Genomic DNA, 26,856 nt, shown 5'->3' with positions numbered 1-26,856 from the left:
TCCATCGAGTCAGAAGCGGAATACGAACGCGTACATCAGCAGCGTGTTCACGGCCAGCAGCAGCACGGCCGTCGGCCACTGCATCTTGATCACGCCGTTCTTGTCCTTCAGTTCGAGCAGCGCCGCGGGCACGATGTTGAAGTTCGCGGCCATCGGCGTCATCAGCGTACCGCAGAAGCCGCTCAGCATCCCGATCGCGCCCATGATCGCCGGATTGCCGTGGAACTGATGGACGATCAGCGGCAGGCCGATGCCCGCCGTCATCACCGGGAACGCGGCGAAGCCGTTGCCCATGATCATCGTGAACAGCGCCATGCCGACCGTGTAGGCCGCGACCACCGCGAACGGCGAATCGATCGGCACCCATTCCTTCACGAGCCCCGACACCACCCCGCCAACGCCCGCGATCGCGAACAGCGCGCCGAGCGCCGCGAGCATTTGCGGCAGGATCGCGGCCCAGCCGACCGCATCCATCGTATGGCGCGCTTCCTTCAGCGCGTGCACGGGCGAATCGCGCAGCATCGCGAGCGCGACGACGAACGCGACGATCGTGCCCAGCACGAGCGAGATCAGCGTCACGCTCTTCGGGTCGACGAACGGCACGAGTTTCAGTGCGAACGTGCCGATCAGCGTGACGACCGGAATCAGCAGCGCGGGCAGGAACAACCGGTTGCCGAAGCGTTGCGCGAGCGTCTCGCGCCGCACGGCCGCCGCTTCGCCGGCCTCGTCCGACCGGCCGCGGCCGAGCCTGCCCGAACCGGCGATCAGCGCGAGCGCGATCGCGAGGCAGCCCGTGACGAAATGCGGCAGCAGCGCACCGAACAGGAACGTGACCGCGTAGATGGCCCAGAACGCGAAATTGACGACGCGCCGCGGGTTCGTGCGGTCCGTCAGGTTGAAGTACGCGAACGCGGCGAACATCAGCCCCGCGAGCGTGTACAGCGATTCGAGGCCGATCATCGCGCGCCCTCCTGCTTCACCAGGCCGAAGCCGCGCGCGAGCCGGCGGTCGAGCAGCGCAAGGCGCGTGCAGTGAATCAGCAGCGCGGCGATCGCGGTCGGGATCGCCCACACCGACAGGTGCAGCGGCTCGATGGCGATGCCGTTCTGTTCGAGAAAGCCCTTGATCAGCAGGATCGACTGGATCGCGATGAAGATGTCCTCGCCGAAGAACACGGCGACGTTGTCGGCGCCCGACGCGTGCGCGCGGATCTGCTGTCGCACCGACTCGGGCAGCTCGCCGTGCCGGCTGACCGCGGCGGCCTCGGCCATCGGCGCGATCAGCGGCCGCACCATCTGCGCGTGGCCGCCGAGCGACGTGAGACCGAGTGCGGCCGTCGCCTGGCGCAGCACGAAATACAGCATCAGCACGCGGCCCGTGGTGGCCGCATGCACGCGCGAGATCATCCGCTTCGCCTGCTCCTTGAGCCCGTTGCGCTCGAGCAGCGCGATCACCGGCAGCGTGAGCCAGATCAGCCCCATGTAGCGGTTCTCGGCGAACGCCTTGCCGAACGCGCCGACGATGTCGACGAGATTCAGCCCGCCCGCCAGCCCCGTCGCGATCCCCGCGATCGTGACCACCAGCAGCGCATTGAAGCGCAGCGCGAAGCCGATCACGACGATCGGCACCCCAATCAGCACCAGCATTTCTCCTCCGTGTGTCTGGACGCGCGGCACGTCGGCAACGCGTTGGCGGCCCGGTTTGCATCGGGCTCGGACGGCGAAATCTAACACGAGACTTTATCGATAAAAAGTCGACAATTTGCCGATTCGGGTAAACGTTGAAGCCGGCGGATACCGTGCGCGCGCCGTGTGTCGAGCGCATTTCATCGGACGAATCGGGTCGGCCCGCGCGCGTGGCGCAGCCCCGGGACGGCGACTACACTGAAAGGCATCGGCAACGTACGGGAGAGCCGCCATGATTGACGTATTCCAGACCATCGGCAGCCGCGCGTTCTCCGCTCATCTGGCGAAGGACGGGATGGTGACGCTGATGGAGCAACACCATGAAGTCGACCGCGTGACGCTCGCGACCGCTTATGCCGCGCTCGTCGAGGAAGCCGAGCAGGAAGGCGACCTGCGCGACGCGACGGTCGAAGGGATGATGCGCGCGCTGATCCAGGGCTACGCACGTAGCCATTGACGGTGCGGCGGGCGCGTACGCTGCGCGGCCCGATGCTCTCGACGGCCCGGTACGGCTCGCTACGGCCCGCCACGCGGCCGGCGCGCGCCCGCGCCCATGCCGGACCCACCGGCCCTCGCGCGGTTGCCGGTCGTCAGCCTGCGTGAAGCGCCTCGGCAAGTTCGCTGCCGCGCCATTGCCGGCGCGATCGCGTTCCGTCATGAAGGCTTCGGCCTCGTCGCGGCCGGCACACGGGATCGTGCTGAAATAACGCGCGCGCTGCGCATCGCGTTCGACCGGACAATCGCGGTAGATCGACGCATATCCGCTCTCGATGTAGATCCTCTACGGCAAACGGCCGTCGCGCGCGGTCGCGACCGGTGCGAACGGCGCGCGGCTGACGACGAGCAGGGTTTCGCGCGCGGTCCTCGGGATCCCGCTTTCTTTTTTTCGATGCCGGCACGGTAACATGCGGACTTTTGCGGCCTGTCCGGACAGGATCGACTGGCCCGCTTGCAGGCAATGCGGCACAGTCATAGAGGAAACGCACTGAAACGGCATCATGCGCTCATTTTTCGATTGCCGCCGCCCGCGCTGCATGACAGCATTCGGGCGTCGTCAACCGAAAAGAATGCCGCGCCGTCCGGCCGCCGATGCCGCCCGGCAGCGAGCGCCGAACAGGCTGCCCCCTCCATGAACCCGGCCCACCTCCAACACTACGAACCGACCGGAGAATTCCGCTTGTGAACATCGGCATCGTCAACGACCTCCCGCTTGCCGTCGAGGCGATGCGCCGCGCGATCGCGCGACGGCCCGAGCACCGCGTGCTGTGGGTCGCGACCGACGGCGCGCAGGCCGTCGAACTGTGCGCCGCGCAGCCGCCCGACATCGTGCTGATGGACCTGATCATGCCGAAATTCGACGGGATCGAAGCGACACGTCGGATCATGCGTTCCGAACGACCGTGCGCGATCCTGATCGTGACGAGCTGCATCGGCGCGAACGCGTGGCGCGTGTTCGAGGCGATGGGCGCCGGCGCGCTCGATGCGGTCGACACGCCGCGGCTCGGCGACGGTGCCGCCGGCGACACGACGAAACTGCTGCTCGCGAAGATCGACCAGATCGGCCGCCTGCTCGACGCGCCGGGCGGCACGCGCGTCGCCGGCGCGGCCGCGCGCGGCGGCGGCCCGCTGGTCGCGATCGGCGCATCGGCCGGCGGCCCCGGCGCGCTCGCGTCGATCCTCGGCAGCCTGCCGGCCGATTTCAATGCGCCGATCGTGATCGTGCAGCACGTCGATCGCGCGTTCGCCGAAGGCATGGCGCAATGGCTCGACGGTCAGACGCGGCTCGCCGTGCGCGTCGCGCGCGAAGGCGACCGCCCGCAGCCAGGCGTCGCGCTGCTCGCCGCGACCGACGATCACCTGCGCATCACGCGCGCCGGCACGCTCGAATACACGCGGGAACCGGCCGCCACGCCGTATCGGCCGTCGGTCGACGTGTTCTTCAACAGCCTGACCGAGCACTGGCCCGGCCGCGTGATCGGCGTGCTGCTCACGGGGATGGGACGCGACGGCGCGATCGGCCTGAAGGCGTTGCGGATGAAGGGCTACCATACGATCGCGCAGGACGAGGCGACGAGCGCGGTGTACGGAATGCCGAAGGCGGCGGCGACGCTCGGCGCGGCGCGTGCGATCCTGCCGCTCGGGCGCATCGCGGGCGAGCTGGCGGCGCTCGCGCGGCTCTGAACCCGACGATGACCGCGCGCAACACCCATGCCTGCCCCTGCAACGACCGCGACAACCGCAACGACCCGCATCGATCATGACGATTGACCTGACTCGCCCGCCGGGCGGCCCGACCGCGTCGCCCGCCGACGCGCCGGCGATGGTGTTGCTGGTCGACGACCAGACGATCGTCGCGGAGGCCGTGCGGCGCGCGCTCGTCGACGAGGAAGGCATCGACTTCCACTACTGCCCGCGCTCGGACGACGCGATGGCCACCGCGATCGAGACGCGCCCGACCGTGATCCTGCAGGATCTCGTGATGCCGGGCATCGACGGGTTGAGCCTCGTGCGGGCGTACCGTGCGAATCCGGCGACGCGCGACGTGCCGATCATCGTGCTGTCGACGCAGGAAGAGCCGGTGATCAAGAGCGCCGCGTTCGCGGCCGGCGCGAACGACTATCTGGTCAAGCTGCCCGATCGCATCGAACTCGTCGCGCGCATCCGCTACCACTCGCGCTCGTACATGAACCTGCTGCAGCGCGATGAAGCCTATCGCGCGTTGCGGCAATCGCAACAGCAACTGCTCGAGGCCAATCTCGAACTGCGGCGCCTCACGCACTCCGACGGCCTGACCGGCCTGTCGAACCGGCGCTATCTCGACGAATACCTCGCCGCCGAGTGGCGGCGCGGCGCGCGCGAACGCAGCGAGCTGTCGCTGCTGATGATCGACGTCGACAACTTCAAGCTGTACAACGATACGTACGGGCACGTGTCGGGCGACAGCGTGCTCAAGCAGATCGCATCGACGATCGAGCGCTGCCTCGGGCAGTCTGGCGATCTCGCCGCGCGTTTCGGCGGCGAGGAATTCGCGGTCGTGATGCCGGCCACGTCGCCGGGCGCCGCACGGCTGCTCGGCGAGAAGATCCGGCTCGCGGTCGAAGCGCTGCGCCTGCGGCATGCTCACTCGTCGACGGGCAACCACACCGTGACGATCAGCATCGGCGGCGCGAGCATCGTGCCCACGCCCGGCCTGCCGACGACACTCCTGATCGAGGCGGCCGATCGCGCGCTCTATCGCGCGAAGCACGAAGGCAAGAACCGGGTCGAGATCGATCCGCCGCCGGGCGCGGGCGGGTTCGGCGCGCGCTAGCGGGACACCCGGCACGCGCTTATGCGGCGCCGAGCCGGCGCGCGTAGTCGTTCGCGTCCAGCGGGCGGCTGAACAGATAGCCTTGCTGCATGTCGCAGCCGATCTGCTGCAGGAACCACGACTGCGCCTGCGTCTCGACGCCTTCGGCCGTGACCTTCATCCCGAGCGAATGGGCCATCGCGACGACCGCCTGCGTGATCGCGACCGAGTCGTGATGATCGGGCACGCCCGACACGAACGAACGGTCCACCTTCAGGTTGTGCAGCGGAAAACGCTTCAGGTACGCGAGCGACGAATAACCGGTGCCGAAATCGTCGACCGAGATCCGCACGTTCATGTCCGTGAGCGCTTCGAGCATCGGCAGCACGGTATCCGTGTCGTTCATCAGCACGCCTTCGGTGATCTCGAGTTCGAGCGCGGACGGGTCGAGCCGCGTTTGCGCGAGACAGCGGGCGACCGACTCGACGAGCCCTTCGTGAAACTGCCGCGGCGACAGGTTGACGGCCAGCATCAGGTCCGGCGCGATCGTGCGACGCCATTCGGCCGCCTGCCGGCACGCGGTTTCGAGCACCCACTGGCCGATCGCGACGATCAGCCCCGTGTCTTCCGCGACCGGAATGAATTCCGCCGGCGACATCGGCCCGAGCTCGGGGCTCGTCCAGCGCAGCAGCGCCTCGGCGCCGACCGTGCGGCCGCTGCGCGCATCGACGACGGGCTGATACGCGAGCCGCAGCATGTCCGACGCGAGCGCGCGCCGCAGCGACTGCTCGATCGCGAAGCGGCGCTGCAGCCGCAGGTTGAGCTGGGCGGTGAAGAACGTGAAGTGGTTGCGGCCGCGCTGCTTCGCGTCGTACATCGCCGAATCGGCGTTGCGCATCAGCGTCACGGCGTCGTCGCCGTCGCGCGGCGCGACGCTGATCCCGATCGATACGCCGAGCCAGTATTCGTTGTTCGCGATCGCGAACGGCTTCGCGATCGCCTCGATGACCTCGCGCGCGAGCACCGCGAGATGCTCGGGATCGTCGCAGTCGTCGACGAGGATCACGAACTCGTCGCCGCCGACGCGCGTGAGCGCGTAGCGGCCATCCGCGCAGGCCGCGAGCCGCGCCGCGACGCTGCGCAGCAGCGCGTCGCCCGCGTCGTGGCCGGCCGTGTCGTTGACCTTCTTGAAGCCGACCAGATCGATGAACAGGATCGCGACGCGCGCGGGCCCGGCCGCCGCATCGTGCACGTCGAACAGCTCGCGCATGCGGTCGCCGAGCCAGCGGCGGTTGTAGAGGCCCGTCAGCGCGTCGCGGGTCGCCAGATACCGCAACTGCTGCTGCGCTTCGCGCACCGGGCCGATGTCGTTGAACGACACGAGCACCGAGTCGGCCTGCGTCTCGCCCGGCCTCACGATCGGCACTGCGTTGCCGCGCACCCAGATGATGTCGGCGTCCGCGAGGCCGAAGCCGACCGTGTAGCCGAGCTGAGGCTTGCCCGTCTTGAGCGCGATCCGGCTCGGCCAGTCGTCCGGCGCGATCGGCGTGCCGTCTTCGTGCAGCTTGCGCAGGACCACCGTCGACAGCCGGCGCCCGACGAGCTCGCCCTTCACGCGCAGCATCCGGTTCGCGCTCGGGTTGCTCGCGACCACGACACCGTCGCGCGACACGACGAGGATTCCTTCATTCAGGCTGTTGACGACGAGCCGGTGATGTTCCTCGCTGCGTGCGAGTTGCCGCGCGATCCGGTCCTGGTGCACCGCGAGGCCGACGCTGTTGCCGATATCGCGCAACAGCGCGGTTTCCTCGTCGCTCGGGCGGCACGGCCGGTGGTGATAGATGGCGAACGCGCCGAGCACGACGCCGGCCTCGTCGAGGAACGGCACCGACCAGCACGCGCGCAAGCCCAGCGGCAACGCAATGGCGCGGTAGTCGGCCCACCGCGGATCGGTTTCGATGTCCTCGACGGCGATCATCCGGCGCTCGTACATCGCGGTGCCGCACGAGCCGGCCGCGGGCCCGATCGGCGCGCCGTCGATCGCCGCGCTGTACTGCGCGGGCAGCGACGGCGCCGCGCCGACGCGCACGTGCACGCCGTCCGTATCGAGCAGCAGGATCGTGCACGACGCGCCGTCGCCGAGCAAAGCCTCGGCACGCCGGCAAACTTCGGACAGCAGTTCCGGCAGCGGCGTGTTGCGCGTGATCAGTCTCAGCACGCTCTGCTCGGACGCGAGCACTTCCGCGGCGAGCCCGAAGCTGTAGCGAGAACTTTGCGGTTCGGTATTCAAGCTGAATCCTGCCGTCTGTCCGACCGGGTCTGATGCGCCCGATTCGTTATCGATATTTCGTACCCTGTCCCGCCTCGGGTTTACGCCGATGCACGGTGCGCCCCGTTTGCGCGCCGTGCCAGAGCGCGCCGAAATGTATTTAACACCAATCCGCAACGATCGGCACACCTCGTTCCATCAGGGGATACGCTCGGTTGCCGCGCGGCTCGCGGGCGGCGGCCGGTGCGACGACAGGTTGCTGCGCTGCACGAAGGCGCAGGCGCGCTGCCCGCCGATCCTTCCGGATGTGCTCGGCCACGCAATCGAATCTGCAGGCGCGCCCGCGGCAGCGACCCGCGCCGCGACGGAAACACCGCGCCACGCATCGCGGCCTTCCGGGCCGCGTTTTCGTATCCGTGATTCAATGTCGATCGGACCGATGTCGCGCCATCCGGCGGCACGGCGAGGTGAACCCCATCGAACGACCTTCACTGGATCACCATGACGAACCCCACCGAAATCAAGGCGCTCGTTTTCGATGTCTTCGGAACGATCGTCGACTGGAGAGGCGGTGTCGCACGCGGCGCCGCCGCATTCCTGGCGCGCCACGCGCCGACGCTCGACCCGTTCGCGTTCGCCGATGCGTGGCGCGCCGAGTATTCGCCGTCGATGGAAGAAATCCGCAGCGGACGCCGCCGCTACGTGCGGCTCGACGTGCTGCATCGCGAGAACCTCGTGCGCACGCTCGACCGCTTCGGGATCGACGACGTGCCCGATGCCGACATCGATGCGCTCAATCTCGCGTGGCATCGACTCGATCCATGGCCCGATGCCGTCGCCGGGCTGCAACGACTGAAGCAGCGCTACATCGTCGCGCCGCTGTCGAACGGCAATATCCGGCTGATGGTCGACGTCGCGAAGCACGGCGGGTTACCGTGGGATGCGATTCTCGGCGCCGAGGTGGCGCGCGCGTACAAGCCGTCGCCGGCCGTCTATACCGAAGCGGTCGAGATTCTCGGTCTCGCGCCGGCCGAGCTGTGCCTGGTGGCCGCGCACAACGGCGATCTGGCGGCCGCGCGCCGGCTCGGGCTGTCGACCGCGTTCGTGCTGCGGCCGACCGAGCACGGGCCCGGCCAGACGACCGATCTGCAAGCCGACGACGCGTGGGATTTCGACGTCAGGGATCTGAACGAGCTGGCGGATCGGCTGGGTTGCCCGGGTTGAAGGCCAGCGGCGCGGCCGGCCCGTGCACCGCTATTCCGGCTCGCCGACGAAGCGCAGCGTCCCCGACTCCCCCGACAGCAACGCGCGGTTCGCGTCCGCCGCCGCGCGCAGGTAATCCCACAGCGCGGTCACGCGCCGCAGCTTGCGCAGATCCTCGCGGCACGTCAGCCAGAAACACCGCGTGACGACCACGTCGTCCGGCAGCACGGGCGCGAGCGCCGGCTGCGCGGCCGCCATGAAACACGGCAGGATCGCGAGGCCGCCGCCCTGCAACGCAGCGAAATACTGCGCGATCACGCTGGTCGTGCGCAAGCCCGCCGTCGCGCCGGGCACCGCGCGGTCCAGGTACAGCAGCTCGTTGCTGAACGCGAGATCGTCGACGTAGCTGATGAACGCGTGCTGCGCGAGATCGTCAGTACACGCGATCGGCGCGTGGTTCGCCAGATAGTCGCGCGTCGCATAGAGCCGCAACTGGTAGTCGCACAGCTTCGTGACCACGTAAGGCCCGCGTTCGGGCCGCTCGAGCGTGATCGCGAGATCGGCCTCGCGCTTGGGCAGGTTGACGAAATGCGGCACCGGCAGCAGGTCGACCGTCACGTGCGGATGCGCGGCGCGGAACCGCGCGAGCTGCGGCGCGAGGAAAAAGCAGCCGAACCCCTCGGTCGACCCGATCCGCACGTGGCCCGACAACGCCTCGCCGGTATTCGCGATCTGGTCGCACGCGGACTGCACGGTCGTCTCCATCGCATCCGCATACGCGACGAGCCGCTGCCCTTCGGCCGTCAGCGTGAAACCGCCGGAGCGCGACTTGTCGAACAGCAGCGTGCCCATCGCGGCCTCGAGCGCGCGGATGCGCCGCGCGACGGTCGTGTAGTCGACGCCGAGCCGCTTCGCGGCGCCGCTCGCGCGCTGCGTGCGCGCGACCTCGAGGAAAAAGCGCAGGTCGTCCCAGTTCAGGTTGCCGGAAACCGGCTCGGTGGCATGTCGCATGGGCGAGGGAAAAGGCGGGCGTCTCCGGGCCGGCCGTCGACATGCATAAATGCATATCCAACCGGTTTCTTTATCGGTACATCGTGAATCTGCGCATAACTATACTCGACCGTGACCTGCGGACCACGAGCCGCGGCAACAACTACCACGGAGACACCATGCAGACCCGATCCACCCTCGACGAGCATGCGACAATCGCGACGCCGGCCCCCGGGCGCACCGCGAAGCACTACCTGCTGGCCGGCTGGGCCAGCATGGCCGGCACGACGATCGAGTGGTACGACTTCTTCCTCTACGGCACGGCCGCCGCGCTCGTGTTCAACCGCATCTTCTTCCCGTCGCTGGACCCGGTCGTCGGCACGCTCGCCGCATTCGGCACGTTCGCGGTCGGCTTCATCGGGCGGCCGATGGGCGGCATCGTGTTCGGCCACTTCGGCGACCGCATCGGCCGCAAGTCGATGCTGATGATCACGCTGCTGCTGATGGGCGTGCCGAGCATGATCATCGGGCTGATCCCGTCGTACGACAGCATCGGCTACTGGGCTGCCGCGCTGCTGATCGCGATGCGCTTCCTGCAGGGGATGGCCGTCGGCGGCGAATGGGGCGGCGCGGTGCTGATGGCCGTCGAGCACGCGCCGAAGGGCCGCAAGGGGCTGTTCGGCAGCCTGCCGCAGACGGGCGTCGGGCTCGGGTTGATCCTGTCGTCGGTGGCGATGGCCGCGGTGGCCGCGCTGCCGGAAGCCGACATGCTGTCGTGGGGCTGGCGCGTGCCGTTCCTCGCGAGCATCGCGCTCGTCGGCCTCGGCTGGTTCATCCGCGCGAAGGTGCCGGAATCGCCCGACTTCGAGAAGGTGCAACGCCAGGGCAAGGCCGAGAAATCGCCGGTGACGGCCGCGCTGCGCCGCCATCCGCGCGAAGTGCTGACGATCGTCGGCGCGCGCGCCGCCGAGAACACCTGGTTCTACATGGTCGTCACGTTCGCGCTCGCTTACGCGACGCAGCAACTGCATTTGCCCAAAGCCGAGATGCTGCATGCGATCACGGCCGGCGCGGTGCTGTCGCTCGTCACGATGCCGCTGTGCGGGCACCTGAGCGACCGCATCGGCCAGCGCCGGATGTTCGCGCTCGGCCTTGTGCTGATGTGCGCGTTCGCCGCGCCGTTCTTCATGATGCTCGGCACGCAGCAGACGTCGTACGCATGGTGGGCGATCGTGCTCGGCCTCGGCGTCGTGTTCCCGATCCTCTATGCGCCGGAATCGCTACTGTTCGCGCAGCAGTTCCCGGCGGAAATCCGCTACAGCGGCATTTCGCTGTCGGTGCAGCTGGCCGGCGTGATCGGCGGCGGCTTCGCGCCGATGATCGCGACGTCGCTGCTCAAGGCCGGCGGCGGCCAGCCGCACTATGTGATCGCGTACCTCGTCGGCTTCGGCGTGTTCGCGCTCGTCTGTACCTCGTTGATGCGGCCGGCGCGCGCATAGCACCCCGCGCGCATTCAGTCGATTTCAGTTCAACCTGTCGTCCGCCGCGGCCGCACGCGCGGCGGACGCAGGCCACCCTTTTGCCTCGCACCACCGTTTCCCGGAGAGAGTTCCATGAACGCCGCAGTTCCCCAGACCGCCCTCGCCCTGCCCACCGCCAAGCTGCTGATCGACGGCGCGTTCGTCGATTCGCAAAGCGCCGAATGGGGCGACATCGTCAACCCCGCGACGCAGGAAGTCATCGGCCGCGTGCCGTATGCGACGCTCGACGAGGTCGATGCCGCGATCGCGTCCGCGCAGCGCGCATTCCATACGTGGAAGACGACGCCGATCGGCGCGCGACTGCGCATCATGCTGAAGTTCCAGGATCTCGTGCGCCGCAATCTCGAACGGATCGCGCACACGCTGACGGCCGAACAAGGCAAGACACTGCCCGATGCGCAGGGCGACATCTTCCGCGGCCTCGAAGTGGTCGAGCACGCATGCTCGATCGGCACGCTGCAGCAAGGCGAATTCGCGGAGAACGTCGCGGGCGGCGTCGACACCTACACGCTGCGCCAACCGATCGGCGTGTGCGCGGGCATCACGCCGTTCAATTTCCCCGGGATGATCCCGCTGTGGATGTTCCCGATGGCGATCGTGTGCGGCAACACGTTCGTGCTGAAGCCGTCGGAGCAGGACCCGCTGTCGACCATGCAGCTCGTCGAACTCGCGATCGAGGCCGGCGTGCCGCAAGGCGTGCTGAACGTCGTGCACGGCGGCAAGACGGTGGTCGACCGCCTGTGCACGCACCCGGACATCAAGGCGATCTCGTTCGTCGGCTCGACGCGCGTCGGCACGCACGTGTACAACCTCGGCAGCCAGCACGGCAAGCGCGTGCAGTCGATGATGGGCGCAAAGAACCACGCGGTCGTGCTGCCCGACGCGCATCGCGAGCAGACGATCAACGCGCTCGTCGGCGCGGGCTTCGGCGCGGCCGGCCAGCGCTGCATGGCAACGTCGGTCATCGTGCTGGTCGGCAAGGCCCGCGACTGGCTGCCCGATCTCGTCGACAAGGCGAAGGCGCTGAAGGTCAACGCGGGCGCCGAAGCCGGCACCGACGTCGGCCCGGTCGTGTCGAAGGCGGCGAAAGAACGCATCCTGTCGCTGATCGACGCCGGCGTGAAGGCCGGCGCGACGCTGCTGCTCGACGGCCGCGACGTGAAGGTGCCCGGCTACGAGCAGGGCAACTTCGTCGGCCCGACGATCTTCTCGGGCGTGACGACCGACATGTCGATCTACACCGAAGAAATCTTCGGCCCGGTGATGGTGGTGCTCGAGGCCGACACGCTCGACGACGCGATCGCGCTCGTCAACGCGAATCCGATGGGCAACGGCGTGGGCCTGTTCACGCAGAGCGGCGCGGCCGCGCGCAAGTTCCAGAGTGAGATCGACGTCGGCCAGGTCGGCATCAACATTCCGATTCCGGTGCCGGTGCCCTATTTCAGCTTCACCGGCTCGCGCGGCTCGAAGCTCGGCGATCTCGGCCCGTACGGCAAGCAGGTCGTGCAGTTCTACACGCAGACCAAGACGGTCACCGCGCGCTGGTTCGACGACGACGCGACGGCAGGCGGCGTGAACACGACGATCGCGCTGCGCTGATGCAGCGCACGGGGAACCTCGACATGGACATTGCATTCATCGGACTCGGCAACATGGGCGGCCCCATGGCCGCCAACCTGCTCAAGGCCGGCCACGCGTTGACGGTGTTCGACCTCGACGCGCACGCGGTCGACGCCGCGGTGCGCGCCGGCGCGACGGCGGCCGGCTCGCCGCGCGACGCGGCTGCGCGCGGCGCCGTCGTGATCACGATGCTGCCGGCCGCGCAGCACGTGCGCGCCGTCTACCTCGGCGGCGACGGCGTGCTGGCCGGTGCGCGCGCCGGCGCGACGCTGATCGACTGCAGCACGATCGATCCCGGCACCGTGCGCGCGGTGGCCGAAGCCGCCGCGCAGCGCGACTTTCCACTCGCCGACGCACCCGTGTCGGGCGGCACCGGCGGCGCGCAGGCCGGCACGCTGACCTTCATGGTCGGCGCGGACGGTGCGCTGTTCGAGCGCATCCGCCCGGTACTGCTCGACATGGGCAAGAACGTCGTGCACTGCGGCGGCACCGGCACCGGGCAGATCGCGAAGATCTGCAACAACCTGCTGCTCGGGATCTCGATGATGGGCGTGGCGGAAGCGATGGCGCTGGGCGCCGCGCTCGGCATCGAGCCGGCCGTGCTGGCCGGCATCATCAACACGTCGACCGGCCGCTGCTGGAGTTCGGACGCGTACAACCCGTATCCGGGCGTGAGCGACACGGCGCCGGCCGCGCGCGGCTATGCGGGCGGCTTCGCGGCGAACCTGATGCTGAAGGATCTCGGGCTCGCGACCGAAGCCGCGCGCAGCGCGCATCAGCCGGTCTGGATGGGCGCGCTCGCGCAGCAGCTGTATCAGTCGATGAGTCAGCAGGGGCTCGGCACGCTCGACTTCTCCGCGTGCGTGAAGCTGTACGAGGCGCAGCCGGCCTGACCCGCCCGGCCGTCGCCGGACGTGCGCCGACCCGCGATGTGCCCGAATGGCGTCGCGGGTCGGTTTGCATGCGGGGGGAGAAGGAAAACGGGGGCGGCGTAATCATGCCGCCGCTCGGTCAACCGCGCGGGTTCGACGCCGTTTCGAAGGTCGGATGGCACTCGAACGCGAGTTCGGAACGTGCGTCGATGCGGCGGCCGCCGGTCAGCGATTCCTGCTTCATGCTCGCGCGCATCCCGCGCTGCGTGCAGTAGTTGGTGGCTTCGCTGACGGCCTTCGCGTGGGCGTCGGCCCATGTCGTCGACACGCCGACCGTGTGCGTCGTCACGGTGAACACGTTCGGGTTCGACGTCGCGGTCACGTCGGAAGCAGTCGAACACGCGGCGAGCAAGCATGCAGCAGCCGCAATGGTCAACCATCGCAAGGTTCGAAAAGAGACTGGAATGGACATGGAGGGCAAGCGCACGCCGGGCGACGTGCATTGAGCAACATAGGCGACAGTATGCCTGCTCGATCGCCGGAGATCATGCCCCTTTCGGTGAACACATTGTTTCGAATGGTTAAACGATGGCCGAATCAGGCAAGATTTACAGCCGTCGCCGGCCATCGTTTTCGTCCGGCAGGTCATTTCGCCCGGCGCGCCCGCCGGCCGGGGCGCTCACGCCGGCGCGACGGTCAATGCGCCCCGCCTGCCGGATTCTCGCGGACGCTTCCGCGAGGTTTCGCCACGCCGGCTGCCCCGGCGCATAGCGGGCGCGAATGTAGGCGGCAAGCTCGGCCATCTGGCGGTCGTCGAACGCATCGCCGAAGCCCGGCATGTAGCCGAGCCCGTCGGTGGCCGGCTGGTCGATCCCGTGGTGCAGCACGCGCAGCAGGTTGTCCGGCGTCGCCTGGCTGACGCTCGTGTTGAGCCCCATCAGCGGCCGCACGCCGAAATGCCCGACACCGCCCGATTCCGCGTGACAGACCGCGCACGCCGCGTCGAACGCGCGACGGCCGTTCTCGAGGCCGAGCGTCGCGATCGTTTCCGCGCCGCGCGCGTGGCGGCTGGCCGCGTCCGCGGCGACTGCCGCGTCGACGGGCGGCGACAGCGACGCCAGATAATGCGCGATCGCCCGCACGTCGGACTCGGGCAGCGCCGCGAGCCCCGCGACGACGGGCGCCATCGGCCCGGCCGCGACGCCGTGCTGCGCCGAGAAGCCCGTGCGCAGATAGTCGAACAGCGCGCCTTCGGTCCACGGTACGGGCGAAGCCGGCGACGCGACGAGCGGCGGCGCGACCCATCCTTCCGCCTCGCCGCCCGCCAGGTAGGCAAGCCCGCCCTTCTCCGCACCGAGCGCGTTGCGCGGCGTGTGGCAGGCGCCGCAGTGCCCCGCGCCGTCGACCAGATACTTGCCGCGATTCCACGTCGCCGAGCGCGCCGGGTCCGGCGCAAATGGCCGCGCATCGTGAAACAGCCAGTTCCAGCCGGCCACGAGACGCCGCCGGTCGAGCGGGAACGGCAGCTTCGTTTTCGGCGGCTCGTGCCTCACCGGCGGCTGCGACATCAGGTACGCATAGAGCGCGAGCAGATCGGGCTCGCTCAGCTTCGCGAACGCGGTGTACGGGAACGCCGGATACAGGTGCGAGCCGTCGCGAGAGATGCCTTCGCGCATCGCACGGGCGAACGCCGGATACGACCACGTGCCGATGCCGGTTTCCGGATCGGGCGTGAGATTCGTCGTGTAGATCGTGCCGAACGGCGTATCGAGCGCGAGGCCGCCCGCGTTGGCCGCACCGCCGGGCGCCGTGTGGCACACCGCGCAATCGCCGGCGAGCGCGACCTGGCGGCCGCGTTCGAGCGTCGCCGCGCTCCACATCGCGCCGTCCGCGCCGCCCGGCGCAACAGGCGCGATCGGCGCGGGGCCCGGCAGGATCGCGCACGCCAGCCCGATCAGCCCGCCGACCACGCCGCCCGCGCCGCCGCCGGCCAGCCAGCGGCGCCAACGCGATGCGCGGCGCGCGGCCGCCCGCGGCCGGTCGCCGACATCCGCCGGCGCCGGTTGCGCGAGCGCGGCGCGAATGTGCGCGGCGTCGAACGGCGGCGCACGAAAACGCACGCCCGTTGCGTCGTACAGTGCATTGGCGATCGCGGCCGCGGCCGGCGCAACTGCCTGCTCGATTCGCCGCGCGTCGTATGCGGACAGGTCGCCGTATGCGCGATGCGCGGCTGCATCGACTGCAACCAGCTCGTGCGCGAACGCGTCGGGCCGCGCGCCGGCATCGGTCTCGTCGTACGCGGGCCGCGCGGACAACCGTGCCCCCATCACGCGCGATATCGCGGCCTCGATCTGCCACGCCGGCAGGCCCGCCGTCGACGTGTCGCCCGGCTCGCCCGCGCCCTGCCCGGCCACGACGCGCCGCACCGAAACATCGCCCGTCGCGCAATCGACTTCGAGATCGACGACCCACGCGGACCAGTGCGAATCGTGGCCGGCATCGTCGCCGGGCGCGACTGCGCGCGCATCGACACGCTCGCCGTCGAAAGCGAAACCGCGACCGCTGACACGCGACGCCGCGTTCGCCCGGGCCGCAGCCGGCACGCCCCACGCAGCGCGTTCGCTGACCATCCGGATCGTTTCGCGCGGGCCCGCATCCCGCGCGACGTCGAGATGCTGCAACCGCAACGCGACCGGATCGCGCCGCAATGCGCCCGCGAGTTCGTCGACGAAGGATTCGCGGGCAAAGGCGTGGGCGTGACCGGGAATCGCGCCGTCGGCGTCGGCCAGCTCGATCGACGTCTGCGCGTGCCGGTACACGAATGGCGATGCGGAGCCGGGATCGGCGCGTTCCTCCGCTGCGCGAGCATCGCCCGCGCCTGCGCCGGCCGCCTGCGCACGATAGCGCCAGGCCGCCATCCGGCCGTCGGGCGCGGTCCGCGTTTCGATATCGAACGATGCATGCGTGCGCGCATCGCCGAGCGGCCACGCGTAGCGCGCGTGGTGCGGACGCGATGCGTCGGCGGCCGCTTCATCGTGCGGCGCCGGCTCCGTCACGCGCGCCGGCGCCGCGGGCAGATCCGCATCATGCTTCATCGCCGCCTCGCAGATAGCGTGCGGCGCGACGCACCGCGCGGATGATCTCCAGATGCGTGCCGCAGCGGCACAGGTTGAAGCGCAACGCATCCCGAATCGCCGCATCGTCGGGCGCCGGGTTGCGGTCGAGCAGCGCCTTCGTGCTCGTGATCATTCCGTTCAGGCAGTAACCGCATTGCGCGGCCTGCTCGTCGATGAACGCGCGCTGGATCGGATGGGGCGCGTCGCACGACCCGAGCCCTTCCAGCGTCGTGACGTCGCGCCCGTGCGCGGCGGCGGCCGGCACGACGCACGAACGCGTGGCCTGCCCGTCGACGAGCACCGTGCACGCACCGCACTGCCCGAGCCCGCAACCGTATTTCGGGCCGTTGAGCGTGCAATCGTTGCGCAGGACCAGCAGCAGCGGCGCGTCGGGCGCGGCATCGGCGAAGGTATGCGGCGTGCCGTTCACGCGAAACGCCAGCGGCCGCGACGGAGAAGCGGGATGGGACATGAATGGATCCGGAATACGGCGTGCGGGCCGGAGTCGGCCGGCGGCGGACACGGCCGCCGGCTGGCGCCTGCCGGCGCGCCTGACATATAACACGCCGAAATGCGCGCGTTGCGACGCATCGATTCCCGCGCCGGCGAAGCGGCAGCAACGCGCCGCGGGCGCCGGCGCCCGCGCGTCAGGCCGCGGCCGCCACGTTGCCGCGCGACGGCGCTTCGAGCGGCACGTCGAACACGTCGTAACCGAACACCCACGACGGATCCTCGTTGGTGCGCAGCCACGTGTTGTTGTGCGACACGAGTTGCACCTTCGACGCGCGCGCCGCACGGTTCGCCTCGTACAGCGCGAACGCGCCCGCATGGTCGCCGATGCCGACTTCGTCGAGACAGCGCGCGAGCATCGCGGCGTCCTCGATCGCCATCGCCGCGCCCTGCGCCATGTGCGGCTTCATCGGATGGCACGCGTCGCCGAGCAACACGAGACGGCCGCGGCTCCACAGCGGCAGCGGATCGCGTTCGAGCAGCGGCCATTTGGTGATCGACGGCGATACGTCGATCAGGTGCTGGATGTCGGCATGGAAACCGGCGAACGCCTCGCGCATCTCGTCGCGGCTGCTGTCGACCATCGACACGCCTTCCGGCCACTCGGCCTGCGGCACCCCCGTCACGTAGTAGTACTCGTCGCGCTTCTCGGTCACGTAATAGACCATCATGTGACGATCCTCCGACCACCACTTCACGCACATGTCGTACGGCTTGTTGCCGAGCAGCGAGGCGGGGAACACCGCGCGGTGCGCGACGTAACCGGTGTAGCGCGGCGGTTCCGCACCGAGCAGATGCTCGCGGAGCCGCGAATTCACGCCGTCCGCGCCGATCGCGATGTCGGCCGTCTCGACGCTGCCATCGGCAAACGTGAGGCGCACCTCGTTGCCGGTATCCTCCACCGCCGCGAGCCGCTTGCCGAAGCGAATCGTGCCGGGCGTCACCGCCTGCGTCATCAGCGCGTGGAAATCGCCGCGATGCACGGTCAGGTAGCTCGCGCCGTAGGTCTTGCGCGCGTAGTCGCCGAGCAGAATCCGCGACAGCACGTCGGCCGTCTGCCAATCGCGGCTGTACCAGCAATCCGGATGCGAACCCATCGTTTCCAGCGCGCCCTCGCAGCCGATGCGCCGCATGATCTTCATCACGTTCGGACCGAGATGGATGCCCGCGCCGAGACGCGAGAACGCGGGCGCCTGCTCGTACAGCGCGACGTCGTAACCGCCGCGCTGCAGCAGCGCCGCAGCGGCCGTGCCGCCGAGGCCGGCGCCGATGATTGCGATACGGGGTTTGCTCATGCGGATCTCCTGATCGTGGGCCCGTTGCCGAACGCGGCGCGAGGACGGGCGGATTGAATGGCGTTCATGTAGCGTACACACTCAATTTATTCAGGACAAGCGGATTGTCGATCGACGCCTCGGCATTCGGGAAAACACCAATAAATCGTCGAAAATACGCGTACACAAACAATCCATCCATGCCGGACGTCATTTTGATCCATTGCCATTTTCAAATGTACACACTAGACTTTGCCCAACATCCGGCGATCCCGCGCCAGCGTGCCGCCCCACCCTTACCGACACGGAGCCTCCCGTCATGAGCAAGACCTACCGCATCGGCCAGATCGTGCCGAGTTCCAACACGACGATGGAAACCGAGATCCCCGCGATGCTGCGGCTGCGCGAAGCAATCCGTCCCGAGCGGTTCACGTATCACTCGAGCCGGATGCGGATGAAGAAGGTCGTCAAGGAAGAGCTCGCGGCAATGGATGCCGAATCCGACCGCTGCGCGGTGGAACTGAGCGATGCGCGCGTCGACGTGCTCGGCTACGCGTGCCTCGTCGCGATCATGGCGATGGGGCACGGCTACCACCGCGTATCGCAGGCGCGCCTCACGAAGCACACGGCCGACAACGGCGCGCAGGCGCCGGTGCTGACGAGTGCGGGTGCGCTCGTCGATGCGCTGAAGGTGATCGGCGCGAAGCGGATCGTCGTCGTCGCGCCGTACATGCTGCCGCTCACCGAGCTGGTGGTCGACTACATCCGCAACGAAGGCTTCGACGTGCTCGCCTACCGCGCGCTGGAAATCCCCGACAACCTCGACGTCGGCCGCCACGATCCGGCGCGCCTGCCCGACATCGTGAAAACGCTGCCGTACCAGGATGCCGATGCGATCGTGCTGTCCGCGTGCGTGCAGATGCCGTCGCTGCCGGCCGTCGCGAAGGTCGAGGCGATGACGGGCAAGCCGGTGATTACCGCCGCGATCGCGACCACCTACGCGATGCTGCGCGAACTCGATCTCGAGCCGGTCGTGCCCGGCGCCGGCGCGCTGCTGTCGGGCGCGTACTGAGTGCCACCACTTCGGAGACTCCCCATGCCCTCGACTTTCCTGTACGGCGCGAACGTCCGCGCCAACGGCATCCGCCAGCACTACCTGCGCTACGGCGGCGCGACCGGCGCACGCGCATCGCGCCCGGCAATCGTGCTGATTCCAGGCATCACGAGCCCCGCGATCACCTGGGGCTTCGTCGGCGAGACCTTCGGCGCAGCATTCGACACCTACGTGCTCGACGTGCGCGGCCGCGGGCTGTCCGAAGCATCGCCGGCGCTCGACTACAGCCTCGATGCGCAGGCGGACGACGTCGCGACGTTCGTCGCCGCGCTCGACTTGCCGCGCACGAGCCTCGTCGGCCATTCGATGGGCGCGCGGATCGCCGCGCGCGCAGCCCGGCGCGGCATCCGCGGGCTCGCGTCGGTCGTGCTCGTCGACCCACCCGTGTCGGGCCCGAACCGCCGCGACTATCCGGGCAAACTGCCGTGGTACATCGACTCGATGGCGCTCGCGCGCGCCGGCACGGACGCCGAAGGCATGCGCGCGTTCTGCCCGACCTGGACCGACGCCGAACTGCGGTTGCGCGCCGAATGGCTGCATACCTGCGACGAGCGCGCGGTGCGCACGTCGTACGAAGGCTTCCACACCGACGATTTCCACGCGGATGCCGCGCAACTGGCCGTGCCGTCGCTGCTGATCACGGCCGAGCGCGGCGATGTGGTGCGCGACGACGATGTCGCCGAACTGCAGCGCGCGACGCCGTCGATGCGGCACGTGCGCGTGCCCGATGCCGGCCACATGATCCCGTGGGACAACGCGGCGGGCTTCTACGCGGCGTTCGGCGATTTCCTCGGCGCACCGCTCGCGGCCTGAGCGCGCGGCGCCCGCCTCTTTCCTTCTTTACCGGAGCCGACGATGCCAGTCAGCGACACCCAATTGATCGACGCGTGGAAGCAGGTCCTCACGCTGTCGCGCCTCGAACCGGGCCAGACCGTCACGATCCTGACGAGCGCGGCCACCCATCCCCAGACGCTGTCGTGCGCGCTGATCGCGACGCAATCGCTGGGCGCGATCGTCAACCGGCTCGACCTGCCGCCCGTCAACGGCGACAAGGCGTTCAGCCGGGATCCGCTCGCCTACCTCGGCACGACGCCGCTGACCGGCAACAAGGCCGCGATCGCCGCGCTGCGCGAGAGCGATCTCGTGCTCGACCTGATGACGCTGCTGTTCTCGCCGGAGCAACACGACATCCTGAAATCGGGCACGAAGATCCTGCTCGCGGTCGAGCCGCCCGAAGTGCTCGTGCGGATGGTGCCGACCCTGGCCGACCGCACGCGCGTGCTCGCCGCATCGAAGAAGATCGCGGCCGCGCGCGAGATGCGCGTGAGCTCGGCGGCCGGCACCGCGCTCGTATGCCCGCTCGGCGAGTTTCCGCCGACCGCCGAGTACGGCTTCGTCGACGCACCGGGCCGCTGGGACCACTGGCCGAGCGGCTTCGCGCTGACTTACCCGAACGATCGCACCGCACGCGGCACGATCGTGATCGATCGCGGCGACATCCTGCTGCCGCAGAAGCACTACGTGCGCGAGCCGATCGCGCTGACCGTCGAAGGCGGCTACGCGACGCGCATCGAAGGCGGCGTCGACGCCGACCTGCTGCGCGACTACATGGAAACGTTCGCCGACCCCGAAGGCTATGCGATCTCGCATATCGGCTGGGGGCTGCAGCCGCGCGCACGCTGGTCGACGCTCGGGCTGTACGACCGCGAGGCGACGATCGGGATGGATGCGCGCGCGTTCGAGGGCAACTTCCTGTTCTCGCTCGGCCCGAACAACGAAGGCGGCGGCAACCGCACGACCACCTGCCATATCGACATCCCGCTGCGCCGCTGCACGGTCGAACTCGACGGCGAGACCGTCGTGCGCGACGGCCGCGTGACCGATCAACCCGCCTGACCGACGAGTGCCCGACACCATGAACGATCTTTCCCGTCACGCCGAAGCGAACGTGTATCGCCAGCAGGGCTTCGGCACGCCGCTGCCGCCGCACGGCAACCTCGGCCTGCTGATCGTCGACTTCGTGGTCGGCTTCGCCGATCCGGCGACGTTCGGCGGCGGCAACATCGCGCCGGCGATCGCGCGCACGACGCGTGCGCTCGCGCTGGCGCGCGAACGCGGCTGGCCGGTCGCGCACAGCCGCATCGTCTACGCGGACGACGGCAGCGACGACAACGTGTTCTCGCTGAAAGTGCCCGGCATGGCGACGCTGACCGAGCATCATCCGAACAGCGCGATCGTGCCCGAACTCACGCCCGCGCCAGGCGAACTCGTCGTGCGCAAGACCGTGCCGTCCGCGTTCTTCGGCACGCAGCTCGCGCCGTGGCTCGCGCAGCGCGCGGTGCAGACGCTGCTCGTCGCAGGGGCCGTGACGAGCGGCTGCGTGCGCGCGAGCGTCGTCGATGCGATGTCGCACGGGTTCCGCCCGCTCGTGCTCGCCGATTGCGTCGGCGATCGCGCGATCGCGCCGCACGACGCGAACCTGTTCGACATGCAGCAGAAATATGCGGCCGTGATGCCGCTCGACGATGCGATCGCGGCGATCGACGCCGTCCAGGCCCGCGCGCGCTGAGTCGCGACGGATCGCGGGCGGCACGCGTGCGAGTGCATCGTGTGCCGCCCGCGATTGACGCTGCGCTTTTGGCGACCTAGATTGACTCGACGCGCGCCGCCGCCCGAACGCTTCGCACCCCCATCGCCCGCCGGCCGCGCCACCCCTCGACAGGACCTCTCCCCGTGAACCGCTCCGAACTGCTCGCGCGCACCGGCTGCCTGACCGTGATCCGGCCGCCCGCGCCGCCCGTGAAGCCGGCGCCCGGTCAGCCGGGCAGCCTGTCGTCCTACGTGCCGGCGCTGCCCGAAATCTTCGTCGCGATTCTCGATGACGGCCGCATCCTCGCGTTCAACGGGCACGTCGATCTCGGCACCGGCATCCGCACGTCGCTCGCGCAGATCGTCGCCGAGGAACTCGACGTGCCGGCCGCGCGCGTGACGATGGTGCTCGGCGACACGGCCGCGACACCGAACCAGGGTCCGACCATCGCGAGCGCGACGATCCAGATTTCCGCGACGCCGCTGCGCTGCGCGGCCGCGCAGGCTCGTCACGCGTTGCTGGCGCTCGCGGCCGAGCGGTTCGGTGTCGACGCGGCACGGCTGGACATCGACGATGGAACGATTTCAGCCGATGGGCAGGCGATGACGTTCGCCGCGCTCGTCGCCGGGCAGCGGATCGCGCTGACGCTCGACCCGAACACCCGCACGAAGGACCCGGCTCGATACCGGATCGTCGGCCGCTCGTCGCCGCGCGTCGACCTGCCCGCGAAAGCGACCGGCCAACTCACGTTCGTACACGACATGCGCGTGCCGGGCATGCTGCACGGCCGCGTCGTGCGGCCGCCGTACGCGGGCCACGACAGCGGCCCGTTCGTCGGCACGTCGCTCGTGGACGTCGATCGCGCGTCGGTGGCCGATGTGCCGGGGCTCGTGGCCGTCGTCGCGATCGGCGATTTCGTCGGCGTGGTGGCCGAGCGCGAGGAGCAGGCGATCCGCGCCGCGCGCCAGTTGCGCGTGACGTGGCGGCCGCTTCCCGCGCTGCCGCCGCTCGACGAGCCGGCCGCCGCGATCGCCGCCGCGCCGGCCGGACGCCGCGTGCTGCTCGACGAAGGCGACGTCGACGCCGCGCGAACGGAACCGGACACGCTCACGCTGTCGCGCACCTACGCGTGGCCGTTCCAGATGCACGGCTCGATCGGCCCGTCGTGCGCGCTCGCCGACTACCGCGCACCTGGCGACGGGCAAATCACCGTGTGGTCCGGCACGCAGAACCCCGTATCGCTGCGCTACGACCTCGCGACGCTCGTCGCGCGCGACGAAGCCGATGTCGACGTGGTCCGGATGGAAGCGGCCGGCTGCTACGGCCGCAACGGCGCGGACGACGTGTGCGGCGACGCGCTGCTGCTGTCGCGCGCGGTCGGCCGCCCGGTGCGCGTGCAGTTGTCGCGCGCGGACGAGCATCTGTGGGAACCGAAAGGCGCGGGCCAGTCGATGCAGGTGACGGGCACCGTCACGCGCGACGGCCGCCTGCTCGGCTACGACTTCACGACGCGCTACCCGTCGAACGACGCGCCGCTGCTCGCGGCGCTGCTGACCGGCGCGATCGCGCCCGAGCCGCGCGTGTTCGAGATGGGCGACCGCACGGCCGTGTCGCCGTATGCGAGCCCGCATCGCCGCTTCGTCTGCGAGGATCTCGCGCCGCTCGTGCGCGCAGCGTGGCTGCGCGGCGTGTCGGCGTTGCCGAACTCGTTCGCGCACGATGCATTCGTCGACGAATGCGCGGCGCTGACCGGCGTCGATCCGCTCGCGTTCCGGCTGCGCCATCTGCAGGACGCGCGCGCGACCGAGCTGCTGCAGGCGGTGGCCGATCGCGCGGGATGGACCACGCGCGCGCCGCGCGCGCCGACCGAACGCGACGAATCGCGGCTCGTGCGCGGCCGCGGGATCGCGTATGCGCGCTACGTGCACAGCCGCTTCCCCGGCTTCGGCGCGGCGTGGTCGGCCTGGGTCGTCGACCTGAGCGTCGATCGCGTGTCGGGCGAGATCCGTATCGAACGAGTGACGGTCGGTCAGGACACGGGCACGATGATCAACCCGGACGGCGTGCGCCACCAGATCCATGGCAACGTGATCCAGGTATTGAGCCGCACGCTGAAGGAGCGCGTGCGGTTCGCCGACGGCAAGGTCGCGTCGCGCGAATGGGCGAGCTACCCGATCCTGACGTTCGCGGAAGTGCCGGACGTCGATGTCGTGCTGATGCCGAGGCAAGGCGAACCGCCGCTCGGTGCCGGCGAATCGGCATCGGTGCCGGGCCCGGCCGCGATCGCGAACGCGCTGTTCGATGCCACCGGCGTACGCTTCTACGCGCCGCCGTTCACGCCCGAAACAGTGCGCGCCGCGCTGCGCGAGGCCGGCCGGCTGATGAACGCCGACGCGGCCCGCGCATCGGCCACGGCGGGCGCGACGTAGGGCAGCCTGCGCCGCGCATCACGCGTCGCCGTCTTCTTCCATCATCTTGCGCAGCAGGAACTGCAGCGCGACCCGTTCGCCGGGATTGAGCGCGCCATACGTGCGCTCCGTCACCTGCCGCGCGAACGGCACCGTGCGATCGATCAGCGCGAGGCCGGCCGCGGTCGTGCGCACGATCAGCTTGCGACCGTCGTTCGGGTCGGGCGACACCTCGACCAGCGCGCGTGTCTTCAGGCGCTCGACGACGCCGCGAATCGTCGCCTGATCGATCGCGGTCGCCTTGACGATGTCGTTCAGCGAGCACGCCTGCCGTTCCTTGACCGCGCACAGCGTCACGAACTGCGCGGCCGTGAGATCCGAATCGGGGATCGCTTCCTGGAAAATCGAAACGTGCCGCTGATACGCGCGGCGCAGCAGATGCCCGACCTGATCGTGAAAATCGTACGAATCCTTGGAAGACGCCATGAGAGTGCGGGCCCGCGCCCGCATGCAAATGAAAGACAAGCAGTGTACACCCTCAAATCCGCACAACCGGCGCAGAACGATCGCGTCATTGCGGTGCATCGCGATTCGCGGCATCGCATGCAGATTGCGCGTGACGGTCGCCCGAGCGCAGCGGTCGCCCGCTCGTCGCATCGGCGCGCCGGGCCGGCCGCGCACCGTCGCGGCGGCTGCCGCAGAACCCTTCGCGCACTGCTGCCGGCTTTCGTGCACACACTTCAATTTTGAGTGCATACGCACGAATTTCGTGCATGCCGGCACGCGTGCCGCAGCGTTTTCAGCGCACGCTTCATATCGTCCATAACCCCTTTTAAAACACAGATTTTCCCGGTCTGACGCTGACATTCCGATGGCCGGATTCATGCCTGTGCGATTCGGTATTTTCTAGTGTGTACGCTATGTATTTGACGTGATATACAGACTCCAGTGCGCAGCGGAACGTCCGCTCGCGTCGATCGAGCCACCCATTCATCCGTCACATTCGAACAGGGGCAGTCCCATGTCTACCGCACACCCGAGCGCCGCCGTTTCCGCCGACGACGCGCTGCACGGCCCTCTCTATCGCAAGGTCACGCTGCGCCTCATCACCCTCTTCTGCCTGTGTTACTTCGCGGCCTATCTCGACCGCATCAACATCGGGCTCGCAAAGCTCCAGATGCTCGATGCACTGAAGTTCAGCGACACCGTGTACGGCCTCGGCGCCGGCCTGTTCTTCGCCGGCTACATCCTGTTCGAAGTCCCAAGCAATCTGGTGCTGCAACGCGTCGGCGCGAAGCTGTGGATCGCGCGGATCATGATCACGTGGGGCCTGTTGTCCGGCGCGACGATGTTCGTGCACACGCCGATGCAGTTCTACGTCGTGCGCTTCCTGCTCGGCGCCGCCGAAGCCGGTTTCCTGCCGGGCGTGCTGCTGTACCTGACGCAGTGGTATCCCGATGCGCGTCGTGCACGGATCGTCGCGCTGTTCATGGTCGGCTTGCCGCTGTCGAGCATGATCGGCAGCCCGATCTCCGGCTGGATCATGCGTGCGTTCGACGGCGTGCACGGGCTCGGCGGCTGGCAGTGGCTGTTCCTGCTCGAAGCGCTGCCGTCGGTGCTGCTCGGCTTCGCGGTACTGCGCTGGTTGCCCAACGACATCGAATCCGCGCAATGGCTGAACGCCGACGAGAAGCGGGTGCTGCGCGCGAATCTCGACGCCGATCCGGCCGGCAACAAGAGCCACGCGCTCGGCAAGGCCTTCTCCGATCCGAAGGTATGGGCGCTCGGCCTGATCGACCTGTGCGTGCTGCTCGGTCTGTATGCGGTGAGCTTCTGGCTGCCGACGATCCTGCGCGACACCGGCGTGAAGGACGCGTATCACATCGGCTGGCTGATGGTGATCCCGAACGCCGCCGCCGTGCTCGCCACGCTGTACTGCGGCGCCAGCTCCGATCGCGCGCGCGAACGCCGCTGGCATATCGTCGTCCCGTTCATGGTATCGGCCGTCGCACTGGCGATCGCGGCTTCGTCGTCGCACGGCACGCTCGGCACGGTGCTGCTGTTCTCGCTGATCAACGCCGGCGCGGCCGCCGCGATGCCGGTCGTGTGGGCGCTGCCGTCGACTTTCCTGAAGGGCTCGGCCGCCGCCGGCGGCATCGCGTTCGCATGCTCGATCGCGAACCTCGGCGGATTCGGCAGCACCTATTTCATCGGCTGGCTGCGCGACACGTTCCACTCGCAAAGCGCGGGGCTGGTCGGTTTCGCCGCGTGCATGCTGGTCGGCTGCGCACTCGCGCTCGCCTATCCGGCCCGGCTCGTGAACCGCTGACGCTTCGCGCCGCACGCGCAACACTGCCTTTTTACAACCGCGCCGA

At 69.0% G+C, this 26,856-nt stretch carries 23 protein-coding genes; 13 read left to right on the top strand and 10 right to left on the bottom strand.

Annotated features, from left to right (window positions below; genetic code table 11):
- Positions 1-9: 9 nt before the first annotated feature.
- Entirely contained in the window at positions 10-960 is a 951-nt protein-coding gene (locus WT97_RS08240) for a DUF979 domain-containing protein (RefSeq protein WP_059500799.1), read from the bottom strand.
- The gene (locus tag WT97_RS08235) at positions 957-1,646 is read right to left on the bottom strand and encodes a DUF969 domain-containing protein (protein ID WP_060036011.1); all 690 of its coding nucleotides are present in this window, start codon (positions 1,644-1,646) and stop codon (positions 957-959) included. Before WT97_RS08235 ends, WT97_RS08240 begins: the two co-directional genes overlap by 4 nt.
- A 271-nt stretch (positions 1,647-1,917) precedes the next feature.
- Between WT97_RS08235 and WT97_RS08230 the strand changes: the two genes are divergently transcribed.
- A complete protein-coding gene (locus WT97_RS08230; protein WP_060036012.1) occupies positions 1,918-2,142 on the top strand; it encodes a hypothetical protein in 225 nt (74 codons plus the stop codon).
- A gap of 324 nt (positions 2,143-2,466) precedes the next feature.
- Here the strand turns inward: WT97_RS08230 and WT97_RS34850 are convergent, their stop codons facing one another.
- Complete coding sequence (locus WT97_RS34850) at positions 2,467-2,685, bottom strand: hypothetical protein (RefSeq protein WP_257127255.1); 219 nt, start codon at positions 2,683-2,685, stop codon at positions 2,467-2,469.
- Between the two features lie 179 nt (positions 2,686-2,864).
- On the opposite strand from WT97_RS34850, the gene WT97_RS08225 reads away from it, so the two are divergent.
- Together WT97_RS08225 and WT97_RS08220 are read left to right on the top strand one after the other, a co-directional pair.
- Positions 2,865-3,866, top strand: coding sequence for a chemotaxis response regulator protein-glutamate methylesterase (locus WT97_RS08225; RefSeq protein WP_059500800.1), 1,002 nt, complete (start codon positions 2,865-2,867; stop codon positions 3,864-3,866).
- A 76-nt stretch (positions 3,867-3,942) separates the two neighbouring features.
- The gene (locus WT97_RS08220; RefSeq protein WP_059795636.1) at positions 3,943-4,995 is read left to right on the top strand and encodes a PleD family two-component system response regulator; all 1,053 of its coding nucleotides are present in this window, start codon (positions 3,943-3,945) and stop codon (positions 4,993-4,995) included.
- 19 nt (positions 4,996-5,014) lie between these two features.
- On the opposite strand, the gene WT97_RS08215 is transcribed toward WT97_RS08220, so the two are convergent.
- Positions 5,015-7,264 carry a bifunctional diguanylate cyclase/phosphodiesterase gene (locus tag WT97_RS08215; protein WP_059500802.1) on the bottom strand — a complete coding sequence of 750 codons (2,250 nt, stop codon included), beginning with the start codon at positions 7,262-7,264 and terminating at the stop codon, positions 5,015-5,017.
- A 480-nt stretch (positions 7,265-7,744) separates the two neighbouring features.
- Between WT97_RS08215 and WT97_RS08210 the strand changes: the two genes are divergently transcribed.
- Positions 7,745-8,467 carry a haloacid dehalogenase type II gene (locus tag WT97_RS08210; protein WP_060036013.1) on the top strand — a complete coding sequence of 241 codons (723 nt, stop codon included), beginning with the start codon at positions 7,745-7,747 and terminating at the stop codon, positions 8,465-8,467.
- 30 nt (positions 8,468-8,497) lie between these two features.
- Here the strand turns inward: WT97_RS08210 and WT97_RS08205 are convergent, their stop codons facing one another.
- Positions 8,498-9,457, bottom strand: a complete 960-nt coding sequence (locus WT97_RS08205) for a LysR family transcriptional regulator (protein WP_060036014.1) — start codon at positions 9,455-9,457, stop codon at positions 8,498-8,500.
- Positions 9,458-9,615: 158 nt separating this feature from the next.
- Between WT97_RS08205 and WT97_RS08200 the strand changes: the two genes are divergently transcribed.
- From WT97_RS08200 to mmsB, 3 genes are all read left to right on the top strand, one after another.
- Positions 9,616-10,935 carry an MFS transporter gene (locus WT97_RS08200; protein ID WP_059500805.1) on the top strand — a complete coding sequence of 440 codons (1,320 nt, stop codon included), beginning with the start codon at positions 9,616-9,618 and terminating at the stop codon, positions 10,933-10,935.
- Between the two features lie 114 nt (positions 10,936-11,049).
- Entirely contained in the window at positions 11,050-12,576 is a 1,527-nt protein-coding gene (locus tag WT97_RS08195; RefSeq protein WP_060036015.1) for a CoA-acylating methylmalonate-semialdehyde dehydrogenase, read from the top strand.
- 23 nt (positions 12,577-12,599) lie between these two features.
- Positions 12,600-13,490, top strand: coding sequence for a 3-hydroxyisobutyrate dehydrogenase (gene mmsB / locus WT97_RS08190; protein ID WP_060036068.1), 891 nt, complete (start codon positions 12,600-12,602; stop codon positions 13,488-13,490).
- Between the two features lie 118 nt (positions 13,491-13,608).
- Here mmsB and WT97_RS08185 read toward each other — a convergent pair whose 3' ends face one another.
- The 4 genes from WT97_RS08185 to WT97_RS08170 form a co-directional block, all read right to left on the bottom strand.
- Positions 13,609-13,941 carry a hypothetical protein gene (locus tag WT97_RS08185; RefSeq protein WP_059500807.1) on the bottom strand — a complete coding sequence of 111 codons (333 nt, stop codon included), beginning with the start codon at positions 13,939-13,941 and terminating at the stop codon, positions 13,609-13,611.
- Between the two features lie 136 nt (positions 13,942-14,077).
- Complete coding sequence (locus WT97_RS08180; RefSeq protein WP_257127548.1) at positions 14,078-16,564, bottom strand: c-type cytochrome; 2,487 nt, start codon at positions 16,562-16,564, stop codon at positions 14,078-14,080.
- A complete protein-coding gene (locus WT97_RS08175) occupies positions 16,554-17,057 on the bottom strand; it encodes a (2Fe-2S)-binding protein (RefSeq protein ID WP_060036016.1) in 504 nt (167 codons plus the stop codon). The genes WT97_RS08180 and WT97_RS08175 overlap by 11 nt, the downstream gene beginning before the upstream one ends.
- Before the next feature lie 175 nt (positions 17,058-17,232).
- Positions 17,233-18,390 carry an FAD-dependent monooxygenase gene (locus WT97_RS08170; RefSeq protein WP_060036017.1) on the bottom strand — a complete coding sequence of 386 codons (1,158 nt, stop codon included), beginning with the start codon at positions 18,388-18,390 and terminating at the stop codon, positions 17,233-17,235.
- Positions 18,391-18,688: 298 nt separating this feature from the next.
- On the opposite strand from WT97_RS08170, the gene WT97_RS08165 reads away from it, so the two are divergent.
- The 5 genes from WT97_RS08165 (at position 18,689) to WT97_RS08145 (ending at position 24,502) form a co-directional block, all read left to right on the top strand.
- Positions 18,689-19,441 carry an Asp/Glu racemase gene (locus tag WT97_RS08165; RefSeq protein WP_006483547.1) on the top strand — a complete coding sequence of 251 codons (753 nt, stop codon included), beginning with the start codon at positions 18,689-18,691 and terminating at the stop codon, positions 19,439-19,441.
- A 24-nt stretch (positions 19,442-19,465) separates the two neighbouring features.
- Positions 19,466-20,296 carry an alpha/beta fold hydrolase gene (locus tag WT97_RS08160; protein WP_060036018.1) on the top strand — a complete coding sequence of 277 codons (831 nt, stop codon included), beginning with the start codon at positions 19,466-19,468 and terminating at the stop codon, positions 20,294-20,296.
- Positions 20,297-20,338: 42 nt separating this feature from the next.
- Positions 20,339-21,379, top strand: a complete 1,041-nt coding sequence (locus WT97_RS08155; RefSeq protein ID WP_059792076.1) for a hypothetical protein — start codon at positions 20,339-20,341, stop codon at positions 21,377-21,379.
- Between the two features lie 19 nt (positions 21,380-21,398).
- Positions 21,399-22,052 (top strand): isochorismatase family protein, encoded by a 654-nt coding sequence (locus WT97_RS08150; RefSeq protein WP_059792094.1) that lies wholly within the window; start codon positions 21,399-21,401, stop codon positions 22,050-22,052.
- A 164-nt stretch (positions 22,053-22,216) separates the two neighbouring features.
- Positions 22,217-24,502, top strand: coding sequence for a xanthine dehydrogenase family protein molybdopterin-binding subunit (locus WT97_RS08145; RefSeq protein WP_060353266.1), 2,286 nt, complete (start codon positions 22,217-22,219; stop codon positions 24,500-24,502).
- Between the two features lie 18 nt (positions 24,503-24,520).
- Here the strand turns inward: WT97_RS08145 and WT97_RS08140 are convergent, their stop codons facing one another.
- On the bottom strand, positions 24,521-24,967 hold the full coding sequence (locus WT97_RS08140) for a MarR family winged helix-turn-helix transcriptional regulator (RefSeq protein WP_060036020.1): 447 nt from the start codon (positions 24,965-24,967) through the stop codon (positions 24,521-24,523).
- A 535-nt stretch (positions 24,968-25,502) separates the two neighbouring features.
- Here WT97_RS08140 and WT97_RS08135 point away from each other — a divergent pair.
- Entirely contained in the window at positions 25,503-26,810 is a 1,308-nt protein-coding gene (locus WT97_RS08135) for an MFS transporter (protein WP_059500815.1), read from the top strand.
- Positions 26,811-26,856 lie beyond the last annotated feature (46 nt).

This window comes from Burkholderia sp. MSMB1459WGS, from assembly GCF_001534535.1.
GTDB lineage: Bacteria > Pseudomonadota > Gammaproteobacteria > Burkholderiales > Burkholderiaceae > Burkholderia.
The sequence above is the reverse complement of the archived record's forward strand: the minus strand, read 5'-3'. Positions and strand labels throughout refer to the sequence as shown.